At 54.3% G+C, this 25,427-nt stretch carries 26 protein-coding genes and 1 tRNA gene; 17 read left to right on the top strand and 10 right to left on the bottom strand.

The window, feature by feature from the left end:
* Positions 1 to 50: 50 nt before the first annotated feature.
* Positions 51 to 126 (top strand) — tRNA-Phe (locus ACPUC7_RS10515).
* Positions 127 to 214: 88 nt separating this feature from the next.
* On the opposite strand, the gene ACPUC7_RS10510 is transcribed toward ACPUC7_RS10515, so the two are convergent.
* Together ACPUC7_RS10510 and ACPUC7_RS10505 are read right to left on the bottom strand one after the other, a co-directional pair.
* Positions 215 to 514, bottom strand: coding sequence for a helix-turn-helix domain-containing protein (locus ACPUC7_RS10510; RefSeq protein WP_494922898.1), 300 nt, complete (start codon positions 512 to 514; stop codon positions 215 to 217).
* A 304-nt stretch (positions 515 to 818) separates the two neighbouring features.
* Positions 819 to 1,736 carry a DMT family transporter gene (locus ACPUC7_RS10505; RefSeq protein WP_494922897.1) on the bottom strand — a complete coding sequence of 306 codons (918 nt, stop codon included), beginning with the start codon at positions 1,734 to 1,736 and terminating at the stop codon, positions 819 to 821.
* Between the two features lie 238 nt (positions 1,737 to 1,974).
* Between ACPUC7_RS10505 and ACPUC7_RS10500 the strand changes: the two genes are divergently transcribed.
* From ACPUC7_RS10500 to ACPUC7_RS10485, 4 genes are read left to right on the top strand one after another with little or no spacing between them, the layout of a single operon-like run.
* Complete coding sequence (locus ACPUC7_RS10500; protein WP_343552246.1) at positions 1,975 to 2,814, top strand: transporter substrate-binding domain-containing protein; 840 nt, start codon at positions 1,975 to 1,977, stop codon at positions 2,812 to 2,814.
* Between the two features lie 4 nt (positions 2,815 to 2,818).
* Positions 2,819 to 3,529 (top strand): 5-oxoprolinase subunit PxpB, encoded by a 711-nt coding sequence (gene pxpB / locus ACPUC7_RS10495; protein ID WP_494922896.1) that lies wholly within the window; start codon positions 2,819 to 2,821, stop codon positions 3,527 to 3,529.
* A complete protein-coding gene (locus tag ACPUC7_RS10490; RefSeq protein ID WP_494922895.1) occupies positions 3,526 to 4,512 on the top strand; it encodes a 5-oxoprolinase subunit C family protein in 987 nt (328 codons plus the stop codon). The genes pxpB and ACPUC7_RS10490 overlap by 4 nt, the downstream gene beginning before the upstream one ends.
* A 20-nt stretch (positions 4,513 to 4,532) precedes the next feature.
* A complete protein-coding gene (locus ACPUC7_RS10485) occupies positions 4,533 to 5,306 on the top strand; it encodes a 5-oxoprolinase subunit PxpA (protein ID WP_494922894.1) in 774 nt (257 codons plus the stop codon).
* A 78-nt stretch (positions 5,307 to 5,384) separates the two neighbouring features.
* On the opposite strand, the gene ACPUC7_RS10480 is transcribed toward ACPUC7_RS10485, so the two are convergent.
* Positions 5,385 to 6,587 carry a pyridoxal phosphate-dependent aminotransferase gene (locus ACPUC7_RS10480; protein WP_343552250.1) on the bottom strand — a complete coding sequence of 401 codons (1,203 nt, stop codon included), beginning with the start codon at positions 6,585 to 6,587 and terminating at the stop codon, positions 5,385 to 5,387.
* A gap of 335 nt (positions 6,588 to 6,922) precedes the next feature.
* On the opposite strand from ACPUC7_RS10480, the gene nac reads away from it, so the two are divergent.
* The 6 genes from nac to ACPUC7_RS10450 all read left to right on the top strand — a co-directional run bounded on the left by nac (position 6,923) and on the right by ACPUC7_RS10450 (position 11,509).
* Positions 6,923 to 7,846, top strand: a complete 924-nt coding sequence (gene nac / locus ACPUC7_RS10475; RefSeq protein WP_494922893.1) for a nitrogen assimilation transcriptional regulator NAC — start codon at positions 6,923 to 6,925, stop codon at positions 7,844 to 7,846.
* 109 nt (positions 7,847 to 7,955) lie between these two features.
* Positions 7,956 to 8,372: an acetyl-CoA carboxylase biotin carboxyl carrier protein gene (locus tag ACPUC7_RS10470; protein ID WP_494922892.1), complete on the top strand. Its 417-nt coding sequence runs from the start codon at positions 7,956 to 7,958 to the stop codon at positions 8,370 to 8,372.
* Between the two features lie 168 nt (positions 8,373 to 8,540).
* On the top strand, positions 8,541 to 9,293 hold the full coding sequence (locus ACPUC7_RS10465) for an SDR family oxidoreductase (protein WP_494922891.1): 753 nt from the start codon (positions 8,541 to 8,543) through the stop codon (positions 9,291 to 9,293).
* A 12-nt stretch (positions 9,294 to 9,305) separates the two neighbouring features.
* A complete protein-coding gene (locus ACPUC7_RS10460; RefSeq protein WP_494922890.1) occupies positions 9,306 to 10,001 on the top strand; it encodes an amino acid ABC transporter permease in 696 nt (231 codons plus the stop codon).
* 5 nt (positions 10,002 to 10,006) lie between these two features.
* Entirely contained in the window at positions 10,007 to 10,762 is a 756-nt protein-coding gene (locus ACPUC7_RS10455) for an amino acid ABC transporter permease (RefSeq protein WP_494922889.1), read from the top strand.
* Positions 10,763 to 10,771: 9 nt separating this feature from the next.
* Entirely contained in the window at positions 10,772 to 11,509 is a 738-nt protein-coding gene (locus ACPUC7_RS10450) for an amino acid ABC transporter ATP-binding protein (RefSeq protein WP_343552257.1), read from the top strand.
* An 83-nt stretch (positions 11,510 to 11,592) separates the two neighbouring features.
* Here ACPUC7_RS10450 and ACPUC7_RS10445 read toward each other — a convergent pair whose 3' ends face one another.
* From ACPUC7_RS10445 to ACPUC7_RS10435, 3 genes are all read right to left on the bottom strand, one after another.
* Positions 11,593 to 12,762: a Gfo/Idh/MocA family protein gene (locus ACPUC7_RS10445; protein WP_494922888.1), complete on the bottom strand. Its 1,170-nt coding sequence runs from the start codon at positions 12,760 to 12,762 to the stop codon at positions 11,593 to 11,595.
* Between the two features lie 10 nt (positions 12,763 to 12,772).
* A complete protein-coding gene (locus ACPUC7_RS10440; protein WP_494922887.1) occupies positions 12,773 to 13,696 on the bottom strand; it encodes a TIM barrel protein in 924 nt (307 codons plus the stop codon).
* Between the two features lie 226 nt (positions 13,697 to 13,922).
* Positions 13,923 to 14,951: a LacI family DNA-binding transcriptional regulator gene (locus tag ACPUC7_RS10435; RefSeq protein WP_494922886.1), complete on the bottom strand. Its 1,029-nt coding sequence runs from the start codon at positions 14,949 to 14,951 to the stop codon at positions 13,923 to 13,925.
* Positions 14,952 to 15,257: 306 nt separating this feature from the next.
* Here ACPUC7_RS10435 and ACPUC7_RS10430 point away from each other — a divergent pair, with 306 nt between their 5' ends.
* Together ACPUC7_RS10430 and ACPUC7_RS10425 are read left to right on the top strand one after the other, a co-directional pair.
* Positions 15,258 to 16,295: a Gfo/Idh/MocA family protein gene (locus tag ACPUC7_RS10430; RefSeq protein ID WP_494922885.1), complete on the top strand. Its 1,038-nt coding sequence runs from the start codon at positions 15,258 to 15,260 to the stop codon at positions 16,293 to 16,295.
* A gap of 16 nt (positions 16,296 to 16,311) precedes the next feature.
* The gene (locus ACPUC7_RS10425) at positions 16,312 to 17,193 is read left to right on the top strand and encodes a sugar phosphate isomerase/epimerase family protein (protein ID WP_494922884.1); all 882 of its coding nucleotides are present in this window, start codon (positions 16,312 to 16,314) and stop codon (positions 17,191 to 17,193) included.
* A gap of 86 nt (positions 17,194 to 17,279) precedes the next feature.
* Here ACPUC7_RS10425 and ACPUC7_RS10420 read toward each other — a convergent pair whose 3' ends face one another.
* Complete coding sequence (locus tag ACPUC7_RS10420; protein WP_494922883.1) at positions 17,280 to 18,284, bottom strand: Gfo/Idh/MocA family oxidoreductase; 1,005 nt, start codon at positions 18,282 to 18,284, stop codon at positions 17,280 to 17,282.
* Between the two features lie 100 nt (positions 18,285 to 18,384).
* On the opposite strand from ACPUC7_RS10420, the gene ACPUC7_RS10415 reads away from it, so the two are divergent.
* The 3 genes from ACPUC7_RS10415 (at position 18,385) to ACPUC7_RS10405 (ending at position 20,678) form a co-directional block, all read left to right on the top strand.
* Entirely contained in the window at positions 18,385 to 19,404 is a 1,020-nt protein-coding gene (locus tag ACPUC7_RS10415) for a LacI family DNA-binding transcriptional regulator (RefSeq protein WP_494922882.1), read from the top strand.
* 102 nt (positions 19,405 to 19,506) lie between these two features.
* Positions 19,507 to 20,388, top strand: coding sequence for a glutathione-dependent disulfide-bond oxidoreductase (gene yghU / locus ACPUC7_RS10410; protein ID WP_494922991.1), 882 nt, complete (start codon positions 19,507 to 19,509; stop codon positions 20,386 to 20,388).
* The gene (locus ACPUC7_RS10405) at positions 20,388 to 20,678 is read left to right on the top strand and encodes a DUF1330 domain-containing protein (RefSeq protein WP_494922881.1); all 291 of its coding nucleotides are present in this window, start codon (positions 20,388 to 20,390) and stop codon (positions 20,676 to 20,678) included. Before yghU ends, ACPUC7_RS10405 begins: the two co-directional genes overlap by 1 nt.
* Before the next feature lie 98 nt (positions 20,679 to 20,776).
* Here ACPUC7_RS10405 and ACPUC7_RS10400 read toward each other — a convergent pair whose 3' ends face one another.
* Positions 20,777 to 22,228, bottom strand: coding sequence for a methyl-accepting chemotaxis protein (locus tag ACPUC7_RS10400; protein ID WP_494922880.1), 1,452 nt, complete (start codon positions 22,226 to 22,228; stop codon positions 20,777 to 20,779).
* A gap of 236 nt (positions 22,229 to 22,464) precedes the next feature.
* Between ACPUC7_RS10400 and ACPUC7_RS10395 the strand changes: the two genes are divergently transcribed.
* Positions 22,465 to 23,391: a glycosyltransferase family 2 protein gene (locus ACPUC7_RS10395; RefSeq protein WP_494922879.1), complete on the top strand. Its 927-nt coding sequence runs from the start codon at positions 22,465 to 22,467 to the stop codon at positions 23,389 to 23,391.
* A 10-nt stretch (positions 23,392 to 23,401) separates the two neighbouring features.
* Here ACPUC7_RS10395 and ACPUC7_RS10390 read toward each other — a convergent pair whose 3' ends face one another.
* Both ACPUC7_RS10390 and ACPUC7_RS10385 read right to left on the bottom strand, forming a co-directional pair.
* Positions 23,402 to 24,649, bottom strand: coding sequence for an O-antigen ligase family protein (locus tag ACPUC7_RS10390; RefSeq protein WP_494922878.1), 1,248 nt, complete (start codon positions 24,647 to 24,649; stop codon positions 23,402 to 23,404).
* 8 nt (positions 24,650 to 24,657) lie between these two features.
* A complete protein-coding gene (locus ACPUC7_RS10385; RefSeq protein WP_494922877.1) occupies positions 24,658 to 25,422 on the bottom strand; it encodes a glycosyltransferase family 25 protein in 765 nt (254 codons plus the stop codon).
* Between the last annotated feature and the right edge of the window lie 5 nt (positions 25,423 to 25,427).

The raw sequence follows: 25,427 nt of genomic DNA, 5'->3' as shown, positions 1-25,427 counted from the left end.
GACGAAAGCCGTTGACGCCTGTGAGCCATTAGGGTTTAATGCGCCCCGTTGCCCGGATAGCTCAGTCGGTAGAGCAGGGGATTGAAAATCCCCGTGTCCGTGGTTCGATTCCGCGTCCGGGCACCAACATTCTGAAAACCCAGCTTATGGCTGGGTTTTTGCTTTTCTGCGTTCAGAAAAAGTTGCCAGTTCTCTTCTGCCATCTTTCCCCTTTTTAAATTTCAATTATCCGTCCATCTCCGGTGGGCAGCTCAACATTCAAGCTAAGCTTGCCACCCAAGGCTTCCACGTATTTTTTCAAACTCGACAGTTTAACCTCATCACCTCGGGCTTCAATTGCTGCGATGGCCGGTTGAGAAATCCCCATTTTTTCAGCCAGTTGCGTCTGAGAAAGTTCTAACTCTTCCCGCAGTTGACGCAAACGGATCTCAATAATTTTTTGATCGGCCTTATTTTTAATGCGCTGCTGGGACTGAGGAGAACGCTGCGCAATGAGTTCTTCAAGTTTTGACATGAGTTAACTCCTTTAAATGCTGTGATGCTCGTTAGGCAAGTTTGTTCACCGGACTTATGCAACCCAGAATGCTTATAAACGCATCTATATAAACCAGAAGTTATATTTGTAGGGATGATTCACATCATGAATTTTGACCGGCTCTGAATTAGTCTTTCTGAAATGCGGGGCCAAACAGAAAAAAAAGCAAACAGCCTGCAATCTGAAGGCTGTTTGCTTTGAATTGCCTCCATAAAGTCCCTGATTAGATACCTCACGTTTGTAGCATCGCCAAATGTGCAATATTGAGCACTTTACCCATACATCAAGACCGCAGCACCATCGCCACTTTCCGCTGTCGATTCTCGCGCCACACCGTGAAGATCCCCGCTAGCGCCACAATCGAGGCACCCAACAAGGTGGTATTTCCCGGCAAGCTATTGAGGAACAAGTAGCCTATCAGCATCGACCACACCAGCGTGGTGTAATCAAACGGTGCCAGCAGCGAAGCATCGGCGTAGCGCAGGCTGAGCGTCACCAGAATCTGTGCCAGCCCACCAAATAAACCGCATCCCACCAGCAATAACAACTGCAATCCGCTGGGTTTGATCCAACCCAACAGCGCCGTCGCCAGGCCAATAAAAGTGGTCATCAGCGAGAAATAGAACACAATCGCGCCGGGCTTTTCGATACCGTTAAGGAAGCGGATTTGCACGTTGGAGGTGGCAGTACAGAGCGCCGCAATCAGCGCAAATGCCACGCCTAAACTGGTTGTCGCATTGCTAACGTTGCCGGAGAAAACGCCGCCGCTCGCCGCCAAACTGGAAGAGAGCATGATCAAAATGCCAGAAAGCCCCACCACCACCGCCACCCAACGCGATACGCGCACGCGCTCTTTCAACAGCATCGCCGCCATGATCACGGTAAACAGCGGCGCGGCGTAACTGAGTGCGGTGGCATCAGCCAACGAGATATACACCAGCGCCAGATAGTTAAAATACATGCCGCCGGTGCCGGAGAAACCGCGAATCAAATGTCCAAACAGATTACGCGTTTTGAGGTTTTCCAATACGTTACCCTGCATTTTTAGCCATATCAGTAGCGGGAACAGCGCCACGAAACTGCGGAAAAAAATCACCTCGCCGGTGGGAACCGCGCCGTTCAGTCCCTTTACGCAAGCCAGCATCAAGGTGGCACACAACGCGGCCAATATTTTCAGTAACACGCCAAGACGGGCATTCATCGCTTCATTCTCTGAGAGGACACGCGCTTAGCGTGGCGAGAAGCCTGCGCGCTGGATAACACTTTTTTGTTCTGCCCGAATAGAAAGAACTTATAAACCCCAGCCATATAATTTCGCTATTGCATGCAAGTGTTTCCCTCTTTTTCCCCGCAAAACAAACTCGCTATAGTCCAGAAAAGCCGTATTTCAGGCGCTCCGTCCCGGTGACGCCGTGGTATTCATCATTGAGGAAGTTCATATGACCATGAAAAGACGTACCACCATCGGGCTGGCACTGCTGCCGCTGCTGGCTGTTTCGGTTGCACATGCCGACATGATGGCGAACATCAAATCCAGCGGTGAGCTGAAGTGCGCGGTCTATTCCGACGTGCCGCCCTTCTCTTCTCCTGACCCGAAAACGCGTCAGTTAGCCGGCATGGATATCGATCTGTGTAACGCATTGGCGAAGCAGATGAACGTCAAACTGACCTTAGTGCCGACCTCAGTGGAAGCGCGCATTGCGGTGATCGCCACCGGTCGCGCGGATGTGTTGATTGCCAACCTCGCTTACACCAAAACGCGCGGCAACCAGATTCAGTTCAGCGATCCCTATTACGTTGCTAAAGAGATGCTGCTGGTGAAAGCGCCGCTGGCCGATCAGCCACTTAGCTACTTTAAAGGCAAACGCATTAGCGCCACCAAAGGCACCACCTCTGAGCAGTCGATCCACATCAAAGGCGGCAAAGCGGTGACGTTCCAGGATACGGCCTCGGCCTTCCTCGCGCTGGAACAAAACAAAGCGGTTGGTTTCGTCACCAACACCATGACCGGCATCAAAACCATTTCACAGGCGAAAAAAGACGGCATCGATCTGGCGATGATCAAAGAGCCAATGGCACTGGAACCGATTGGTATCGGCATGAAACGGGATGAACCGGCGCTGCTGGCCAGCGTGAATAGTGGCCTGAAAGCCATGGACGATGACGGCACCATCGACAAAATCTGGGATACGTGGATTGGGCCGAACACCGAATACAAAATGGTGCGTGAAGAGCGCGTGCAGCCGCTCTCTAGCCTGAAATTTGAACCACTGGAATAACTTCATGCCCGTGATGTCGCACTCTGATATCCAGCCCGCCAGCGCACCTGCGCTGGCTTGTTCCTCAAACATTCGGCTCTCCACCATTGGCGCGCGCGCCTGGTTGGTGGAGGCGCCAGGCGGATTCGATCTGCCAGCGCAACGCCGTATTTGGTCGCTGGCGCATCTGCTGCAAACCGATGATCAAATTGAAGCGCTGATCCCCGGCGTCACCAATCTGCTGGTGCTGTTCCGCCAGATCCCCAGCGATGAACGTGCGGTGCGTCAGTTACTGCATGAGGCATGGGATCAAGCCCATTCGAGCGGCCCGCAAGGCAAGCTGATCGAAATTCCGGTGCATTACGGCGGCGAACATGCCACCGATCTTGATGCGGTATGTCGTCATACTGGTTTGAGCCCACGTGAAGTGGTGCGTCGCCATCATCAAAGCGAATACACCGTATTTGCGCTCGGCAGCGCGCCGGGCTTTGGTTACCTGCACGGTTTGGATCCACTGCTGGCCACGCCACGCAAAAAAGTGCCGTCGCTCAGCATGTTGAAAGGCACCGTCACCATCGGCGGCGCACAAGCGGGCGTCTCGGCGTTAACCGGGCCAAATGGCTGGAACGCGATTGGCTTCGCTGAACTGGATGTGTTTGATCCGTTGGCCGATTCCCCCGCGCTGATGGCGCCGGGCGACCGTATTCGTTTTCTGCCGCAGAGGATTGAACTGTGATTGAGATTGAACAGAGCGGCGCGCTGAATACGGTACAGGATTTAGGCCGCTTTAATTTCCGCCATATCGGCGTATCGGTCAGCGGCGCGATGGATCCACTGGCGCTGCGGGCGGGCAACGTGCTGCTTGGCAATGAGGAAAACGCGGCAGCGATTGAAGTGCAGCTGTTTCCGTTTCGTCTGCGTTTTCTGCAAGACAGCAGCATCGCCGTCACCGGCGCAGATTGCCGCGCTACGTTGGATGGCGCGCCGTTGCCGCCGTGGTGGGGCTGCGGCGTGCGTGCGGGACAAGTTCTGGAATTGCGTTATCCGCGCAGCGGCGCGCGTGGCTATGTCTGCATTGCTGGCGGGATTGACGTGCCGCTGGTACTGGGTTCGCGCAGCACTGCCCTGCGCGGCGGCTTTGGCGGCATGGAAGGTCGTCCGTTACAACGCGGCGATCGGCTGGCACTCGGCGCACATCACGGTCCGGCGCTGCCGCTCAGCGGCATTGGCATTGAACCGCCCGATAGCGCCTTGCGCGACTACTTTCCGCGCAACCGCGCGGGAGAAATTCAACTGCGCGCCATTCCGTCCGGCGAATATGCGCTGTTTGCCGCCGATGCCGCGCGCTTCTGGCAGCAATCGTGGCAGATCTCCAACCAAAGTAATCGCACCGGCTATCGGCTGGCGGGCGATCCGATTTTTCCTTCTGAAACCGTTGAGATGCGATCGTACGGATTGATCCCCGGCATTGTGCAAGTCCCGCCGGGCGGTGAACCGATCATCCAGCTTAGCGATGCCAATACCGCCGGCGGTTATCCGAAGATCGCTGGCATCATCGAGCAGGATCTGTGGCGACTCGGCCAGCTGTTGCCGGGCCAATCGATCCAGCTGATCCAGAGCGATGCCCACGAAGCCATCGCCATCGAACATCAAGTGGCGTGCTGGTTGGATCGGCTGCGTCTCAGTTGCCCGCCGTTGCGCAAAGCACTGACCGTTTAATTGTTACAAGGAACTCAGCCATGAAGATTGATGTGAATTCCGACATGGGCGAAGGCTTCGGCGTTTATCAGTTGTGCGATGATGCCGCGCTGATGAAAGTGGTGTCATCCGCCAATATTGCCTGCGGGTTTCACGCCGGCGATCCGGCGATCATGACCAACATGGTACGACTGGCTAAGCAACATGGCGTCGGTATTGGCGCCCATCCCGGTTTGCCAGATCGTCAAGGATTTGGCCGCCGCGAATTACCGTTCAGCGCTGACGAAATCTGCCAGCAAGTGGCTTACCAACTTGGCGCGTTAACGGCGATTGCCCGCGCGGAAGGCACCAAGGTGGCGCACTTCAGCTTCCACGCCGCGATGGGCAATATCGTCAATCGCGATGCCGCCCTGGCGCAGCAAGTGATGGCATTGGTGGCGCGCATCAACAGCGATCTGATTATCTTCGCCCAGCCTGATACGCTGATTGAGCAAGCCGCGCAGGCAGCTGGATTGAAAACGCTGACGCTGTTTCTTGCCGACCGTGCTTATGATGCGCAAGGCCGTTTAGTGCCGCGCGGTATGGCGGATTCGGTGATCAAAGATGAAGCGGCGTTGCGTGCCCGCGTGCGTCAGTTCTTGCAACACGGCACGGTAACCACGATTGAAGGGGAAGAGATTGCGGTACGCGCGCGTTCGATTCTGGTTCACAGCGACACGCCAGGGTCATTGGCGCTTGCCAGCATCGTGCGCAGTGAAATCGAAGCCTGCGGTCATCAGGTTGCGCCTGCAACCGAAGTCTTACAATCCCTGTAATCCTGCATAAAAACCAGGTCGCCATGAATGGCGACCCTACGGTGCGATGTAAGGTCGCCATTCATGGCGACCTCGATATTAAACGCAGCCACCACAAAACGCCGCAATGCGATCGCATCCCGCCTGCAAGCGTTCCATGCTGGTGGCATACGACAAGCGCACAAACGGGCTCATGCCGTATGCCGCGCCCTGCACCGTCACCACATGCTGTTCTTCAATCAACGCCAACACAAAATCCGCGTCATTATTGATCAACCGACCACCAGCGCTGGTTTTGCCGATATAACCGGCGATATTCACAAACAGATAAAACGCGCCCTGCGGCTTATGACAGCGCAAACCATCAATCGACGTCAGACGTTCCAGCACGTAATCGCGACGTTCGCGGTAGATGCGCGCGCGTTCCTGCAACAGATCCTGCGGGCCTTCCAGCACCGCCACCGCCGCCGCTTGCGTTAAGGTGCAGACGCCGCCGCTGTTCTGGGTATTCACGTTGCTCATCGCTTTGATCAACGCTGCCGGGCCGCCGCAGAAGCCCAAACGCCAGCCGGTCATCGAGTAGGCTTTCGACACGCCATTCACCGTCAACACGCGGTCATACAGACGCGGCTCAACCTGCGCCAGCGTGTAGAAACGCACATCGTCATAAATCAGATGTTCGTAGATATCGTCGGTCATGATCCACACCTGCGGATGGCGCAACAGCACCTCGCCCAGCGCCAGCAGCTCAGCCTTACTTGCTACCGAACCGGTGGGATTGCTCGGATAGTTCAGCAACAACCATTTGGTTTTATCGGTGATCGCCGCATCCAGATCCGCGGGCAGCGGCTTGAAACCGTTCTCCTGCGCGCACGGTAATGCCACCGGCACGCCACCGGCGAATTTGACGATATCGGCATAGCTGATCCACGAAGGCGTGGGGATCACCACTTCGTCGCCTGGATTGATAGTCGCCATGATGGCGTTAAAGATGATCTGTTTCGCGCCGCCCGCGGTCAGGATCTGGCTGACGTCATAATCCAGCTGATTGTCACGTTTGAACTTGAGTTGGATCGCCTTGCGCAGCGCAGGCGTGCCATCGGTCGGCGGATAGCGCGTATCTCCGGCGCGCGCGGCGGCGTAAGCGGCTTCAATCGCGTGTTCCGGCGTCGGGAAATCCGGCTCTCCGGTGGAAAGCGTCACCACATCAATCCCCTGTGCGGCGAGGTCGCGCGCCTTTTGGGTCATGGCAACGGAGGCAGAAACGGTGACATTCTTTAATCGATCGGCAATCTCGGGCATGGGTTAATCCTGGCTCTGTGTCAGCAAAAACTGTCCTCAGCAAGCTGAAGACGCGATGTTTAACAGAGAATAAATTTTTGCCCGAAGCGGCGGTTAATAGCGCTTTGTTGTGGCGATATAACACAAAACAATGGTTAAACCGCGCCGCCCGCCTGGCTGCACCAGATAAGTGCAGGTCGCGGCGCTGAAGCCAGCCAATCATCAGGCGTGATAAAGGCTATTAAACCCGCAAGGGCTCGGCCCGCTTATGCTTTTGACTATTGACCATCATTAATTCTTATTCTGGCATCAACCTTGCTTAATGATTGCTATGCGTTCTGTTGGAGGAAGTGTTGATGAATCTTCGTCGCCTCAAGTACTTTGTTAAAATTGTTGATGTTGGCAGCCTGACTCAAGCCGCTGATATTTTGCACATTGCCCAGCCCGCGCTGAGCCAACAGCTGGCTACGCTGGAAGGGGAAGTGAATCAACAACTGCTCATCCGTACCAAGCGTGGCGTGACGCCAACCGAAGCCGGCAAAACTTTGTATTCCCATGCACAAGCCATTCTGCGTCAATGCGAGCAGGCACAAAGCGCCATCGAGTTGGTCGGCGCATCGCTGAGCGGCAGCGTCTCAGTCGGCTTAGCGCCCGGCACCGCCGCACAAAACCTCGCGTTACCGCTGATGATGGAAGTGCAGCAGCAGCATCCCGGCATCGTGCTCTACTTCAATGAGAATTTTGGCACCACGCTGAGCGAGCTGATCATGAATGGCCGCATGGATATGGCGGTGATTTACGATCATCGCACCATTCACGGCCTGCGCTTTATGCCGCTGATGAAAGAGGATCTCTACTTCGTCTGCCCGTTTAGCCTGGCGCAACCGGTGAAAGAGATTCCGCTGGCGCAGGTGGCGAAACACGATCTGTTCCTGCCGCGCGTGTATAACATCATGCGCAAAGTGCTCGATGATGCCTTCGTGCACAACAATTTGCGGTACCGCGTGAAGTGCGAAATCGAATCGCAAACTACCTTGAACGCCGCGCTGAGCGCCGGTCTCGGCAGCACCATCATGCCGGAGTCCGCCGCGCGCGCGATGCTGAAAAGCGGTGATGCGTGGATGGCGAAGATCGTCGAGCCCGATGTGCAGGTGTCGCTGTCGTTCTGCATGTCGGATCATCTGCCGCTGTCGCAACCGGCCGAAGCGGTGAAATCGATCTTGCTGTCGCTGATGTCGCGCCGCAACGTCGAGAACCATCCGCTGACGCTAGTGGGATAAGTCCCGCTTATTGCCGTAAAGCGAAACCCTCTTACAGCCCCGTCAGACGAACGCGCTAGATTACGATTTTGCCCGCCTGGCGGGTGTGATTCGCTTCGACGGGAAAGTTATGGATAAATCCGCGGTATCGCTGCCAACGCTGCGCGCGCTGGCGCATAAAATGCAAACCTCCGGGCTGAGTCGCCTGGCGCTGGATGGCAAAGCGTGGTCGGTACGACTGACCTTCGCCGACCGGCCGCCAGTGCTGCCTGCGGTGGAAATACCCGCACCCGTCACCTCGCCTCCCACGCACATTATCAGCGCGCCCATGCCCGGCACGCTGCTGCGTCGCCATCCACAAAGCCAGCAAGATTTTGTCGCCTTCGGTCAGCAAGTGCAGGCCAATGAGGTGGTGGCGCTGGTGCAGGTTGGTCCGCTGTATGTACCGGTGTTGAGTCCAGCCAGCGGTACGGTGCAAACGCTCGCCCCCGCGCATTTGTCCGCGGTGCAATACGATGAGGAAATCATGGTGTTGCGGTCACCATAAATGGCGACCCTACGGAGTCTTTTGTAGGGTCGCCCTTCAGGGTGACCTTGCAGCAAGTACCGTACGGTAAACGTTATAAGGGGCGCTTATTGCCTCAAAATTTTTATGTCTTATGCCCTTGCGGCATTCCTGCATACAGTCAAAAGACGACATTACGAGGAGAGGCTCATGCCATTTTCAGATTACAAAACCGCGCTGGTTACTGGCGCATCGGCGGGAATGGGCGAAGCGATTGTTGAGCGCTTATGCAAAGAGGGCATCACCGTGCACGCGGTGGCACGCCGCAAAGAACAACTGGCGGCGCTGGCCGACCGCACCGGCTGCATTCCGCATGCGGTGGATGTCAGCGACGTCAATGCACTCACTGCGCTGTGCAAAGATCTCGAAATCGACATTCTGGTCAACAACGCCGGTTTATCGCATCCCGGTTCGATCCTCGAAGCCGACGAGAACGTGATTGAAAGCCAGGTTGACGTCAATCTGCGCGCGGTGCTGCATCTGTGCCGCTTGCTGGTGCCCGGCATGGTGAAACGTGATCGCGGCCATGTCTTCAACATCACTTCAATTGCCGCCATCTACAACTTCAACGGCAACTCGGTGTATCACGCCACCAAAGCCGGTGTGCATGCGCTTTCACGTCAGCTGCGCGTCGATTGCTACGGCGCGCGCGTGCGCATCACCGAAATCTGTCCAGGCCGCGTCGCCACCGACATTTTCGGCAACATTTCCGGCGATCACGATGATGCACGCCGCCGCTTTATTGATGGTTTTGAACTGCCGCAGGCCACAGATATCGCCGACTGCGTGGCGTTCGCGCTCTCCGCGCCGGTGGCGGTCAACATCGGCAACATCGAAATTACGCCGACGCTGCAAGTGCCGGGCGGTCTTTCCACCATGCGTCCCGGCGATCGCAGCGCATAACGAGGTAAGCGTATGGCTCTCGATTTCAGCAGTGTGATAACCGGCCATTACGGCCAGATGATCGTTGACGGAACGGTGATCACCCTTGAACTGGCGTTGGGTGCCTGGCTGCTGGCAATGGTGCTGGCGCTGCTGCTGGTAGTCATTCGCCTGACAGAAAATCGCATCGCGGTGGCGCTGGTCAAAGCGTACGTCTCGTATCATCGCAACGTGCCGACGCTGATTCAGTTGATGATGTGGTATTTCGCCATTCCGACCTTGCTGCCGGAAGCGCTGCAAATGTGGATCAACAACTACAACGCCGAATTTCTGTTCTCGCTGACCGCGCTGGGCTTGTGCCAGGCGGCCTATTTCTCCGAAGACATCCGCAGCGGCTTGCGCGCCATTCCCGAAGGGCAAAACGAAGCAGCGCGCGCCTTGGGCATGAGCTATGTGCGTTCGATGCGTTCCGTGATTTTGCCGCAGGGCGTGCGCAACGCCATGCCGGCGATGATCAACCACACCGTGCTGCTGTTTAAAAATACCAGCCTGGCGATGGTGATTGGCGTGGCGGATCTCACTTACGTCACGCGTGATATCGAGAACCAAACCTTCCGCACCTTCGAATCCTACATCGTGGCGACCGTTGGCTATCTGTTCTTCTCACTACTGCTGATGGGGCTTGGCGCGCTGCTGGCCCGTCGCTTCCAGCGCGTGTATGCGAGGTAATGGCGATGTTTGAGATTTTCACCATTTTGCATGACAACGGCATGTTGCTGTTGATGGGCCAATATCCCAACGGCCCGATTGGCGGCGTGCTCTGTACCTTGCTGATCTCCGTGCTCGCCGTGCTGCTGGCGTTCCCGATTGGCGTATTACTGGGGCTGGCGCGTCTGTCGCCGTGGCGCTGGCTGAGCTGGCCCGCCACCGGCTGGGTTTATCTGCTGCGCGGCGTTCCGTTGATGATGGTGGTGTTCTGGACTTACTTCTGCGTGCCGCTGCTGATTGGCCACAACATCAGTGGTTTCGCCACCATGCTGTGTACGCTGGTGATTTATGAAAGTGCCTATATCGCCGAAATCGTTCGCGGCGGCATTCAGGCGCTGCCGCACGGCCAATATGAAGCCTCACGCGCGTTGGGCATGAGCCACCTCAAAACCCTGCGTTTGGTGATTCTGCCGCAGGCGCTGTACAACACGCTGCCCAGTCTGGTGAGCCAATTGGTGTCGATCATCAAAGACAGCACGCTGGGTTACGTGATTAACGTGCCAGAGCTGACCTTTGCCGCTAATCAGGTGAGCAATCAGCTGCTGACCAAACCGTTCCAGGTGTTCGCCATCGTGGCGCTGAGCTACTACATCATCTGCTTCAGCCTGACCTGGCTCGCCAATAAACTCGAAGCGCACATTGCGCAGAAACGTCGTCAACCGTCGCTGGCTGGCGCGCAGATGGCGCCCGCAGTGATGCTGACTAAAACCTCTTCGCAATAAGGAATCACGATGCGACCGATGATCATGTTTAATCAGGTCAACAAATGGTACGGCGCGTATCAGGCGCTGACCAACCTGAGCGCCGAGATTAACAGCGGCGAAGTGGTGGTAGTGTGCGGCCCTTCCGGCTCCGGCAAATCCACGCTGATTCGCACCGTTAACCGCCTGGAACCGATTGATGATGGCCAGATTGTGTTTGATGGCACCGATATTCACGGCAGCAGCACGCGCCTCAATCAGTTGCGCACGCGTATTGGCTTTGTGTTCCAGAGCTTCAACCTGTTCCCGCATGTGTCAGTGGCGGAGAACATCATGATGTCGCCGATGAAAGTGTTGGGCGTGAAGCGTTCCGAAGCGCGCAAACAGGCGGGCGAATTGCTGGAACGGGTCGGCTTATCGCACAAAGCTGACGCCTATCCGGCCCAACTTTCCGGCGGACAGCAGCAGCGCGTGGCGATTGCGCGCGCGCTGGCAATGAAGCCGCCGGTGATGCTGTTCGACGAACCGACCTCCGCGCTTGATCCAGAAATGGTTGGCGAGGTGTTATCGGTGATGCGCGGTCTGGCGCAGGAAGGCATGACCATGATGTGCGTGACGCACGAGATGAACTTTGCCCGTGAAGTGGCCGATACCATCTGGTTTATGGATCAAGGCCAGATCCTGGAAAAAGCCACGCCAGAGCGCTTCTTCACCCAGCCGCAGCACCCGCGCGCGCAGCGGTTTTTGAGCGATTTGCGATCGCATTAATCATAGTGGTCACCATAAATGGCGACCCTACGACGCCTGTAAGGTCGCCATTTATGGTGACCTTGTTACTATCGGCACTTCTCTCAGCAATCCACCCACAACGCGCCAGCATCTGCCGATTTCACGCACTGCTCGACCCAACGCACGCCCATCAAACCGGCATGCGCGCCGGGATACCAGAAATCTTTCAGGAACGCGTCATCACCGCGATCGGTGGCATCCATCGCCAGCGCAAAACGGCGATAAAGATTCGACCAGGCTTCAAACAGCCCTTCTGGATGACCGCCGCCGATACGATCATCAGCTAATGCGTTGGCATGCAAATAACCCATACCGCGCTCGAGGATCTTCGCTGGCTCGCCCTGCACTTCATAGCGCAGTTGGTTCGGCTGCTCGTCCCACCACTCCAGACTGGCCTTCTCACCAATCACCCGTACTTTCTGGCTGTGCATCGAACCGCTGTTCACCGCTGACGCCCACATGGTGCCGACCGCGCCGTTATCGTATTCCATCATCACAAAGGCGTTATCTTCCATCGGTGCGCGGGTTTTGACAAAGCTCTGGCGGCTGCACAGCAAGCGCTTGACCTGCAACTGCGGCACCATGGTTTCGGCAATAAACAGCGGATGAGTGGCTAAATCGCCCAGCACATAACTTGGCCCGACAAAGCGCGGATCGACGCGCCATTTGGTGCTTTCGTTTTGCAGTTCCACCGCTTGATTGTGGAAGCCATGAGCAAATTGCATGTTGATGATGCGGATCTCACCGAGCAAACCTTCGGCGATCATTTCGCGCGCCTGATGAATCATCTGATGTCCCGCGTAACCGTAGGTCACGCCGATGATTTTCTGTTTCTCCGCGCACAACTTCTCCAGCTCGTCGGCTTCGGCGGCGGTGAAACACAGCGGCTTTTCACACACCACGTGCAAACCGGCATTAAGCGCCGCGCGGCAGATGGAGAAATGGGTGTTGTTGGGCGTAGCGATGGATACCGCTTCAATACCGTCCACACGCGCCGCTTCGGCGGCGAACATGGTCTCGTAATCGGCGTAGCAACGTTCAACGTCGATGCCCAGCGACGTGCCAAACGCGCGACCGCGTTCGGCGTTGATATCAAATGCGCCCGCCAGCAAGCTGAAGTTGTTGTCGCGCGTGGCGGCGGAACGGTGAATGTAACCAATCTGGCTGGTACCGCCGCCGCCGACCATGCCCCAACGCAGCGAACGATCTAATACTTTGATGCCGTTAATCATGTTGTGCTCCTCAGAATCCGACGGATTGCAAATAGTACAGGCTGGCGGTGACGTCGCGCAGGCTGGTGTCGGCATCGCGCGGATCCCGCTCCTGTTCGATGGTGATCCAGCCCTGATAATGACGTTCCGCCAGCAAGGCGCGTACCGCCGGATAATCAATCGCGCCCTGACCCATCGGGCACATCACGCCTTGCGCGCAAGCGGCAAAAAAATCTACGCCGCGAGCAATCACATCGCGCCATACCGCGTGATTTACGTCTTTGAAATGCAGGTAATCGATGCGATCCCAGTAGCGATTGAGGTAGGGAATCGGGTCCATGCCGGAGTAGTAGAGATGCCCGGTATCAAGGCACAAACCGGCGACCTCATGCGGAATGTCCTGCACCAGTTGTTCCAGTTCATCGGCGAACTCAATGCAGCCGCCGGCATGCGGATGGATCACCGCGCGCACGCCATATTCTTGCCACGCAATCTGGCTCAAGGTGGTGATGTGCTGCATCATGCGCTGCCAATCGGCGTCTGACAGGCGCGGCGCTTTATCCGATTGCCCGGCATATTTGGCGCGTACAGGATTACCAAAGTCGATAATCACCAGATAAGGGGCCGGATAATTATCCGCGTGGGTTTTGGTTGCGGTGGGCACTAATGACAAATTGCGGCAGATGTTGTGTGTCAGCTCCACCATCGCCGGGAAATTGGCTTCGCTGACCAAATCATCAAAGAGGGTGCCAGCCACCAGCGAAAGGTGATGGGCTTTGAGCTGCTGGCGCAGTTCAGCGGCATCCACTGGCAAATAACTCCACGGCCCCAGCTCAATACTTTGGTATCCCGCCTGCGATGCTTCGCTCAGGACTTTCTGCCACGGCGGCAGGAAGGGATTTTTCGGATCATCCACGCCCCAGCTACAGGGCGCGTTTGCGATGTGAATTGTCATGATCGTTCCTTGCGGTGATGGATGGCGCAAGTATCAAATAAATATTTCATCACCAACAACCATGAAACATTCATTTTTTGATAGCGATCATAATATTTATCATCACAAAAATGATAGATAACCTATCAATCTCAGCAATGATGCGGCTTGGTCACCCTAAATGGCGACCCTGCAAAACCGCGCCCAATCTCGTAGGGTCGCCATTTAGGGTGACCTTATTGACGGCCTACAAATTCTCCCGCGTCACGATATCGAACGGCAAAATCACCTGAGTGAAATGATCGCCCGGCTCGGCATGTTGCTGCTGCACCAACTGCGCTAGCCGCGCCGCCATCTCATCAATACGATTACGCATCATCACCGTAATAGTGCCATCGATCAGCGCCAGTTCGCCCTCTTTCACCGGCCCGTGGCAAATCAACGCCACCTTGCGTTGCGGTTGCTGACGCAGCGCGTGAATCACGCCTTCAATGCCACCGCACGGCGCAAAGATCAGTGCCAGGTCGGGATTTTCCGCCAACAACTGTCGCGTGGCGCGGTAACCGCCATCAATGGTTTCGTTGGTTTTCAGCGGCTCGAGTACGCGCCGCGTGCTGTCCTGTTCACGCAGATAAGAACGGAAACTGATCTCACAACTCTCCTGACAAATAAAACGGTGATCCCCCACCAGCACGCCCACCGAACCCGGCTGATGCAGCAGATGCGAGGCCATCCACGCCGCCGTACGTCCGGATTTTTGATTATCGACGCCGACATAACCGGCGTGGCCGCACGGTGAAAAGTCAGAAAACAGCGCGTAGACCTGTACGCCCTGACGCGAAATCTGCGTAATCGCGTGGCGAATCAATGGATGATCCAGCGCGACTAAACCAATCGCATCCACATGCTCCGCCAGCGCGTACAGCGACGCCACCACCGCATCAACATCATCAATATCATGCCAGGCAAAGCGCGGTTCGCTGCCTGCGGGATGAAACGGCTGCGTGTGCTGGCGCAACGCATCGGTGAGCGAATGATAGAACGAGTAGGATTTGGATAGCAGGATAAAACCCATGCGCAGCATGGCGTTAGATGCCACTAAGCCATTGTTTAATAACGGCGCGTTATCCAGGCGATATCCCAGCCGATTCGCCGCTTCCAGCACCTTCTGCTCGGTAGCAGCACGCACCGGCGCTCGGCGGTTCAATACCCGATCAACGGTCGCCACGCCGACGCCCGCAGCGGCAGCAATCGCGTTCATGGTGATCTTACTCATCCAATATCCTCAACAACCCATGATAAAAAGTTATCAAAAATAATGCCTGAACTCGGCAACAATTGCGCGTGCATGTCGTCATCAATTCTCAAATTTTGATAGTTAATCTCTCGGTATTTTGATCACTCTCGCAAAAATGAAATGGCTAATTTCATTTCAATTCTAATCAGAACATATGTTTGATATTTATTTGTCCAATGCGCGCGGTGCAGAGTGATGGTTTTGCATCAGCAAAAGGTTAGAGGCGGCCGCATCCGCTTCTTATAGTGAAAAGCGATCTGCCTCATTAATAAAAATGGAGAGGATATGTTCCCTACCACCTTACCTGCCCCGCGCCGTCATCCATCTCACCAAATTCCGGCGTTGCGCTGGGGCATTGTCGGTCCCGGCTGGATTGCCGACCACTTTGCCAACGCGCTGCGCCTCCATACGCAACAGCAACTGGTAGCGGTCTCTTCGCGCAGCCTCGATAAAGCGCAGGCTTTTGCCCGCAAGTGGGAGATTCCCCATGCGGTACAAGGCATTGATGCGTTGTTGAGCCGCAATGATATTGATGTGGTGTACATCGCCACGCCGCACAATCACCACTTCCCCGATGGCTTACTTACTTTGCGGGCTGGCAAGCATGTGTTGATTGAAAAACCGCTGGCGCTCAATGCGCAGCAAGCTTTGCAACTGCAACAGGAAGCGCAAAAGCAACAGCGTTTGTGCATTGAAGCGATGTGGTGTGATTTTGCGCCGAAGTACGATGTGATTCGCCAGTTATTAGCCGATGGCGCGCTAGGCGACGTACACACGCTGATCGCCGATCATGGTGAACATTTCACCTCCAATCATCGCATCTTCAATCACGATCTGGCGGGCGGCCCAATGCTGGATCTCGGCAGTTATTTGGTGAGTTTTAGCGTGCTGGTCGCCGGTGCGCCAGAAAGCATCATCGCTAAAGGCCAACCCGCGCCGGGCGGCGTCAACGGCCAAACATCGATGCTGTTTACCCACGCCAACGGCATGCATGCGGTGCTGAACACCACGCTGTTCAGCAACACGCCCGGCACGGCAGTGATCGCCGGTCGCGATGCCACGCTGTACCTTGACGGCCAGTTCTACGCGCCGGGCAACTTCCGTGTTACCTCCAGCGATGGCCGCCACACGCTGGGCTGGGAAGAAACCAATGATCGCTATATTCAGCTCAGTCATGAAATCGACCACACCGCTTGGTGCATTCATCAGGGCTTGCTCGACTCGCCCGTGCGCCCGCTGGCGACCTCTTTGGCCACACTCAGCGCCATGGACGAAGTCAGAAAGCAGATTGGTGTGGTGTTCAATGAAGAGCGCACCGCTTAACGTTCAGGAGAAAACAATGAAAATCGCTTTTGATGTGGATGTAATCAGGGACTTAGGCATCACGCGCATGGTGCATCAGGTGGCGGAATGGGGCTACAAATACATTGAGCAGTCGCCACATCCGCAGATCAATCCGTTCTATAAGCATCCCAAAGCCAGCCGCGAAATCATGCGCGAATACAAAAATGCGCTGAACGCGACCGGCGTGGAGATCTCATCGTTTATTACCGTCTATCGCTGGTCTGGCCCGGATGAGTTGCGTCGTCAGGCGGCAGTGAAGAACTGGAAACGCATGATTGAGATTGCTGTCGAGATGGGCGTGCAGGTGATCAATACCGAGCTTTCGGGTAATCCCAACGAACCCGAAATCTGTGAAGAGATGTTCTACCGTTCGATGGAAGAACTGCTGCCAATCTTCGAACGTGAAGGCATTCGCGTCGAAATTCAGGCACATCCGTGGGATTTCTGCGAACAGAGCAACGAAACCGCGGATATTGTGAAGTCGTTCCGCAGCGATAATGTGAAGTACATTTACAGCGCGCCGCACACCTTCTATTACGACAAAGGCGTCGGTGATGTGAAAAGCATGCTGCACTATGCCGGCGACGATTTGTCGCACATGTTGATCGCCGATACTATGAATCACACCAAGCATTGTCGCTATATCGTCAACCCGCCGGGCGTGGATGCCACCATCCACCAGCACGTGGCGGTCGGCGAAGGCGAAGTGAATTTCGATGCGCTATTCGAAGCGCTGCGTGAAATGGATTTTGCTCATCGCAGTTATAAAGTGGGCGGCGAATCGATTATCTCAGCAGCGCTGTTTGGCTATCCAGAAAAGATGAAATATCAGGCTGTTGAAACGCGCGAGTTGATTGAGCGCGAGTTGTTGGGTTAATTGAGCAGCACGCACGGACTGTCCCCTCTCCTACTTGTGGGAGAGGGTTAGGGTGAGGGGCAAAGCGCACAAACACCCTCAAATCATCAAATATCCTCCACCGCCACAAACTCGCCGCGAACCAATGAAAGCTGCGCCGCCTCGGCAATCGCCTGGGCACGCAAACCATCGATTAATCCCGGCAATCCATCCACTTGCTCGCCGTTAATATGCCGCACAAACGCATCCAAATGGCTGTAATAGGTCGCCTGAACGCGGCTAAACCAATCCGCATACAAACCCGGCTGAGTGATGCCATTGCCTTGATACAAGGTTGCGCCGCGCGTTGACTGGCTTTCCGACGCCAGCATGCCAGCGCTGCCCATCACGCTGATGCGCTCGTCGTAGCCATACGCGGTACGCCGGGTGTTATCCAACTGCGCCAGCGCGCCCTGCTGCATACGCATAATCAGCACCGAGGTATCCACATCAAACTCACGGATTTCCGGCATCGCCAGCGCCGCGCCCAGCGCGCCAACCGTCACCACTTCATCTTCGGTCAGCCAGCGCAGTAAATCGAAAAAGTGGATTGCCTGATCGCGCATCTGGCCGCCAGAAGCTTGTAAATAACTAATCGGCGGCAATTCAGACGCGCGGCACGCCATCTGAATCAATTCCGCTTTGCCAATCACGCCTTGCTTGAATTGCGCTTTCAGTTGCTGATGGCTGAGATCGAATCGGCGATTAAAGCCTACCGTTACCGGCACCTTGAGCGGCGAGATCTTCTCTACCACGTCACGCGCGCGTTGCAGCGACAGATCGATCGGCTTTTCGCAATACACTGCTTTGCCCGCGCGCACCGCTTGCTCCAGTAAATCAGCGTGGGTTGGCGTGGCGCTAGCAACCAGCACCGCATCTATCGCATCGCTATTCAGCGCCTGCTGCACGCTGCCCGCCACTGCGCCAAAACGCTGCGCCACCGCCTCGGCACGCGAATGATCAATGTCGCACACCAACGCCAATTTCACGCCCGGATGCGCCGCCAAATTCGCCGCGTGGACCTGGCCGATAAATCCACTGCCAATCAATGCAAAACGTTGCAAAGTCTGCATATTTACGCCTCTTCTGTTCACAGTTCGGGATAGCCGAGCTTGTCAAAATAGCGCTTTCTGGCAGGCTGTCTGAACGCGGTTTTTGATGGAATTCACTCAGATGAAAGCAGTGACGCTCGCCGAGTTGGCAAAGCAAGTTGGCGTAGGTGTCGCCACGGTGGATCGGGTACTCAACGATCGTGGTGGCGTATCGCCCGCGATGACCAAAAAGATCCTGCAAGCCGCGCGTGACGCCGGTTTGAAGCGCATTCTGCCGGAAGAACATCGCCGCACGTGGCAGATTGAAGTGCTGCTCAGTGGCAACGGTTCGTTCTTCTTTCAGCAGCTGGCGCAGGATTTCGCCACGCTGGCCGATGAACTGGGCTATCGCCGCTTACGCCTGCATCGCACCTTAATTCCGGAAAACGCGCCGGAGAAATTGGCCCGCCACATCGAAGCCAGCAGCAAGAAGATGGATGCGCTGATCGTCTTCGCCCATGAAACGCCCCAGATTTATGACGCTTTGGCGGCCTGCAAAGCGCGTGGTGTGCCGGTGATCACGTTGGTGGCTGATTTGCCGCATGCCGAGCGCTTATGCCACGTCGGCATCAATCAATACAAAGCCGGACGCACCGCCGGATTAATGCTGGGCAGCATGCTGTCGCAGCCGGGCGATGTGGTATTGATCAGCGGTCGCGCTGATTACTCCGCTCATCGCCAGCGCATTGAAGGCTTCCAGGCGGTGCTGGCCGAGCGCTTTCCGCAATTACGTTTACGCGAAATTCTGGCGGGACAAGATGAACGCGCGCGCATCAGCCGCCTGCTGGAGAAAACGCTGGCCGGATCGCAGCAGATTGTTGGCTTGTACAATACCGGCATGGGCAACACACAGATTGATGAAGCGCTGGCGCGCCATCGTCTCGGCGGCAAAGTGGTGTACGTTACGCACGAACTGTACAGCACCACGCGTCAGCTATTGGAAAAACGCGTCCTGACGCTGACGCTCGATCAAAACACCCGCCGCCATGCGCAGTTGGCGCTCACCTTGCTGCTGCGCCACCTTGAAGAGGGCGAAACGCCCGACACTTATCAGCCCGGCAAAGTCGACTTTATGCTGTTTACGCAAGAGAACTTTACATAATCGGACTTTGCGTGGCACCGCCAGCGAGGTTAAATCGCCTGTAATCCTGGCTGCTACACTCAGTAGCAGCAAAAAATGCAAACACAACAAGGCGAAATCACTATGTCGGAACATCAGTATCAGCCCGCGAAAGTCTGGACCTGGGACCCGGAAGCCAAAGGTAACGGCGCGAAAACCAACCGTCCAACCGCCGGGCCGACGCATGAGAAAACTCTGCCGGTCGGCAAACATCCGCTCCAACTTTATTCGCTGGGCACGCCAAACGGCCAGAAAGTGACCATCCTGCTGGAAGAGTTGCTGGCGGTCGGCGCGAAAGACGCCGAGTACGATGCCTGGCTGATCCGCATTGGCGATGGCGATCAGTTCTCCAGCGGTTTTGTCGATGTGAACCCAAACTCTAAAATCCCGGCGCTTAGCGATCATTCCGTCACGCCGCCGCAGCGCGTGTTTGAGTCCGGCAACATTCTGCTGTATCTGGCGGAGAAATTCGGGCACTTCCTGCCAACTACGCTGGCGGGTCGCACCGAAGCGCTCAACTGGCTGTTCTGGCTACAAGGTTCCGCGCCGTACCTCGGCGGCGGTTTTGGTCACTTCTACCACTACGCGCCAGAGAAAATCGAATACGCAATTAACCGCTTCACGCTGGAAGCCAAACGTCAGCTCGACGTGCTGGATCGTCAACTGGCGGATAACCGCTTCCTCGCCGGTGATGAATACACCATCGCCGACATCGCCACCTGGCCGTGGTACGGCAATCTGGTGCTGAACGATCAATATGGCGGCAGCGAATTCCTTGATGCCAAGTCGTACAAAAATGTGCTGCGCTGGGCGAAAGAGATTGCTGAGCGTCCAGCGGTGATTCGCGGTCGTAAGGTGAATCGTGCCTTTGGTGCTGAGCCGCAGGATCAACTGCTGGAGCGCCACGATGCCTCTGATTTCGATACCAATACTGAAGACAAACGTCAGGCGCGAGGCGAGAAATAATGGCGGCTTATGTAGTGATGATTAAGGACGAGACGCTGGATAAGGATCAACTGGCGACCTACGCGCAGAAAGCCGGCGCAGCGCGTGGCGATCATCAGATCACGCCGCTGGCGTTTTATGGCGATTTAGAAGTGCTTGAAGGCCGAGATGCCGAAGGTGTGGTGGTGCTGGAGTTTGCGGATATTGACGCCGCCAAAGCCTGGTATCACAGCCCGGCCTATCAGGAAGCCAAAGCACATCGCGTGAAAGGCGCCAATTACCGCGTGTTGCTGGTTAACGGTGTAGCGTAAGCGCATCTGCACGGTGATTGACCAGGTCGCCATGAATGGCGACCCTACAGGTTCAAGCGTAAGGTCGCCATTTATGGTGACCTTTTTGATTGCCGCATTTATCCCAACTTAAACAATGAAATCGCCTGCTGCAACGCATTGGCTTGCTGCTGCTGTTGCTGCGCCACCTGCAGGGTTTCCGCCACATGCTGCACGTTGTGATGCACGCTATGGTCGATACTATTAATGCTCTGCTGAATCTGCTCAATGCTCAGATTCTGCTGCTCGCTCATCTCCGATAACTCCGTTACCAACTGCGACAACCCGCTGATACTGCTGTGAATTTCGCGCATGGTTTGTGCCGCATGTTGCACTTGCGCACTGCCATGTTCTGTACTGGCAGAACTGGCATCCATCAGCTGACGAATCTCACGCGCCGCACTTTCACTGCGCATCGCCAGATTACGCACTTCGCTCGCCACCACGGCAAAACCGCGCCCCTGACTACCGGCACGCGCCGCCTCAACCGAGGCATTCAACGATAAAATGTTGGTCTGGAAGGCAATACCGTCGATCAGTTCAAGGATGATTTTCACCCGGCGTGACTCTTCGCTAATCTTTTCCATCGAACGTATTGCCGACTGAATATTCTCTTCGCCGCGCGTCGCCACATTGCGTGTCTCGCTGGCTAACTCGCGTGCGCCCTGCGCTTTATCGCGGGTTAAGCTGGCGGCGATGCTGATTTCAGTCATCGCGCTGGCCGCCACCTCCAGTGCCTGCGCTTGTTCGTCGGTACGCGTTGAAAGCGCCGCATTGCGCTCAAGAATGCTGTCGGATTCGGCCAGCAGCAAACCCACACCTGCGCTGACCTGATGCAAAGTGCCGTGCATGGTGCCGAGCGTGGTGCTGAAAGTACGCGCAAACGGCGTTTCGCTCTGCTGGCTATCGGCGCTCAGCGTCAGATAACCGGCTTGTTGATTGATGTGCGCCGCCAACTCCGCCACTTCGCTGGCGGAACGCGCATCGGCGGCCATCTGTCGGGCGATCACCAGCAGCATGGCGGTTTGCGCCACCACAAACAGCGCATGGAACAGCACCATGTCCCAGCCGGGATGATGAAACACGATGACGCCAAACAGATCGTTGGCTTGCAGATAATTGAACAACACATGATGTGTTGCCGCTGCGGCCGCGCCCATCACTATTGGGCGAACATCACGCCACGCTAGCAGCGCCGACATCAACACAAACACGGAGAAGTGATATTCGGTTTCGCCATCGCCCAGTTGAATCAACAATCCCGCCCAACCGATTAACAGCGTCGATAACACCAAACGCGAAGTTAGCGTGCCGCGTAACACGGTGCCGAAGAAGGTCGCCAGCAACGCCAGCAGTAATCCGGCTATCACCGCCACCATCAAGTTGTCATTGAACCAACCCACGCCGAGCGCAATCGGCCACAACGCCCAGCTTAAAATCACCGCCAGGCTATCAGCGCGTTGCGCAATGCGTTTGAGGGAAACCATCTCCGCTGGAGAAGACGTCGGGCCTGACAAGGGCGTTGCGATCATAAGGTTGTTCCATAACAAAGGTTGATCATAAAGCCCAAAGCGCGGGGCCAGGCGCACGGACTAGGTGTATAAACTATCGGCGAATTGGCGAAGAAGTTTAATTGCGGTGACTAATTGTCGATCACACTGCGACCTTGCTCACGAATATAAAGCTGGGCAATTTCCTTCGATTCCTGCCAGAAAGCTGGTGTACTATGCGCATTTAGTGCTCTTTGAGCGGCAGCGGAAAGATACTTATGATGGATTCACCTTACATTCTCAGCGTTTTGGTCACCGCGCATAATTGCGATCGCTATATTTCCGCCACATTAGACAGCCTTAAAAAGGCCTGTCTTGGCGTTGAACAAAGGGTTGAGATTATTTTGGTGAATGATTCATCGACGGATAATACTGCTGAACTGCTGCAATCTTTCTCAACTGCCCTGCCGCAGGTAAAAATCTTTGATGTCGCGCTGCGTAATATTGGCAAAGTCAGAAACTTTGGCGTTAGCCAATGCAGCGGCCAATACATCACCATGTTGGATGGCGATGATCAGTTATTGCCGCATTCATTCGCTGATATTGTGAGTTTCTTGCAGCTACAGCAACCTGATATGCTGCTCGCTCCGCTTAATGAAGTTTATGAGAATAAATCCAGACCACAGCAGTGGCAGGGATTAAGCGTCACCGCATTGACTCAACATCAAATTATTGAAAAATTCCTCATCCATCGCGAAGTTCAGGCGCATTTTATTGGCCAGTTTATTAAGCGTTCGCTGTTTGCTGATCATCATTTCCCTGACTTCACCTGTTATGAGGATGCTTTTCTATTCCCCTCAATCCTCAAAGCCAGCCATAACATCGCGTTAGCCAGCCAGGGGCCTTATCTCTATTTTAAGCGCGGGCAAAGTCTCTCAAGCAAACTGGATGCGGATAAGATATCGATGCTGATCAAAGCCACGCAACAGATGGATGATGTGTTGGGTGACAAATACCGCAACCTGCTTGCCTGCCATTGGATTAATTTGGCACATAAGTTTTATTCGATGATTGGTGATGAGCACGAGAAATTTGTGGTGAAGCAGGCGATAAACCATGTTCCAACCTTTTCTTTCCTGGTTGATAACAAAGTCAGATTTAGCCTGAAGAAAAAGTTTATGAAAATGAAATTGAAGGGATTCTAAAAAAAGCGCCTTAACGGCGCTTGGTTTCTTTATTTTCCATCAACGTTAACATCACCACCAATACACTAAACATGGCAATAAATTCGATTGAGGTGAGGACAACATCGGTCATGCCGTAAAGCAATATGGCAATAGCCGCCATGGCGATGGGGGTTAATGAGCCGTTACGTTTGTACTCAGCAATGATAAAGATGTAGAAGAAATACAGCAGTACCAACACGCCCAACACACCAAATAGAGAAGCATACTGAATAAATTCATTGTGCAGATGAACCTTAATATAAATCATCGCCCAAGAGTCTTTATTATTGTGTGCATCTAAATAATGAGTGATGAACTGATTGCGTTCTGTTTGTGACTGACCAAATGGCGCTTGCTCGAAAGACAAGATGCCAGTTTTCCACATGGTAAAACGCGAACCTAATGATGTTCGGTCATTGCCTTGCTGGTAATCATGATATTCCTGAACGGAAGTATCGAACCGCGTTTCAATCACTTTATAACTTAGACCAACCGCAACCAGCATTAACAGTGCGACAAAACCAATAAACTTAATATTGCGCGTTAAGGTAAAAAGTCTAAAAGTCAAATAAGCCAATAACAGTGTATGAATAACCATTGCAGAACGCGTCTGCGTTAACATAATCACACCCAGTGAGATTATGGCAACGGCTAAGAAATAGAGTTTTTTATAGTGACTTTCAACCGAGTGCAAAATCCAGGTAATCAGCGCTAAGGTTACTGCTGAGTAGGCGTAGGCGGTAAGCGTAGCGCGGTTAATGCCCAGCACCACTCTTTCCGGTGAGGTCAATGCCTGAATGAATGCAAATGAGCTTGAGGTGATAAAGGCTAACACCAGTGAAATCGCACAACACTTTATTATTAAAGCGTTATCAAGGACTTTTTCGCGATAAAGATAAAAAATATAGGTCATGATAATGAAAGCCAGCGCGCATCGTTTTCCCGCGGTAAAATAGAGTTCACCAGCTTCGCCATCATAATATTTCGCGTATAAAGACCAGCCAATGAACATCACACCCAACATTAACATGGCAAGCGCTTTGCTATTCTTTAAATCAATGGTTTTCTTTTTAAACGCGTCCAGCACCAAGCCAGTTAATGAGAAGTAGGCGCAATAGTAAAACAGCACACGCCCACCTTTTTCATAAACAAACGCGAGTGGCAAAATAGAAACCAATGAAGCAAATGCCAGGCACGGCAGCAACAGATGAAGATTATTTCTATTTAACACTGACATCAAAACCCTTAATCCTGTTTAACTTCAAAAAATGGTCGAATGAATATGCGCCACAGTGAATTTTTCAGTTTAATCTTTAAGGGACGATTATTTCTGATTTTCTTCACCGTCACCTTGCGTAATTCCCTGACAACTTTTTTACTCTCCAGTTCAGCACCACCATGCCAAATTGTCGATTCAAAGCTTAATTCAGATAAATGCCCTACCGGTGGCACTACGGCTTTAATATTGACCACGTCAGACTCAATCAGGAATGTCCAACGATCGGCCTCAAGCCAAACGGGATACATAAATTCGTAGAGCTTTTTAGCGGCAGCCAGATTGATAAAGTAAGCATGAGCCAGTGCAGCCTGGCTAACATTCACAATCTTGTGGTCTGAAGTTGGGATCTTTTCTCCGCCACGCAGGTATTTTCTTACCTCACTTAATAAGCAAAGTGTTGGTCGTTGCGGGAAGTGATTGGACAGATAATCAATAACATTGCGCGAATGGTCGTCAAACAACACATCATCTTCTAATACCAAGGCTAACTCGATGTTTTCCCTGACCATCTTTTCATACACGCCATGATGGCTTAAAGCACAACCAATTTCGCTTTCAGTTAATCCAACAGATAATTCAGGGTGGGTTTTTTCGCTTATTTGTTGAGGCGAAAGCAAACGGCCATCAATTGCATTGAAAACATCAGCCTCTAATCCAATGCTGTTGCACTGCTGCAACGCATGCTCTTTTCTGGCTGCATAGTTTTCCAAATTGATGATAAAAACCTTCATCTAAG

The organism is Pantoea sp. CFCC18179 (assembly GCF_059412405.1).
Note: the sequence above shows the minus strand (reverse complement) of the source record. Positions and strands in the feature narration are given on the sequence as shown.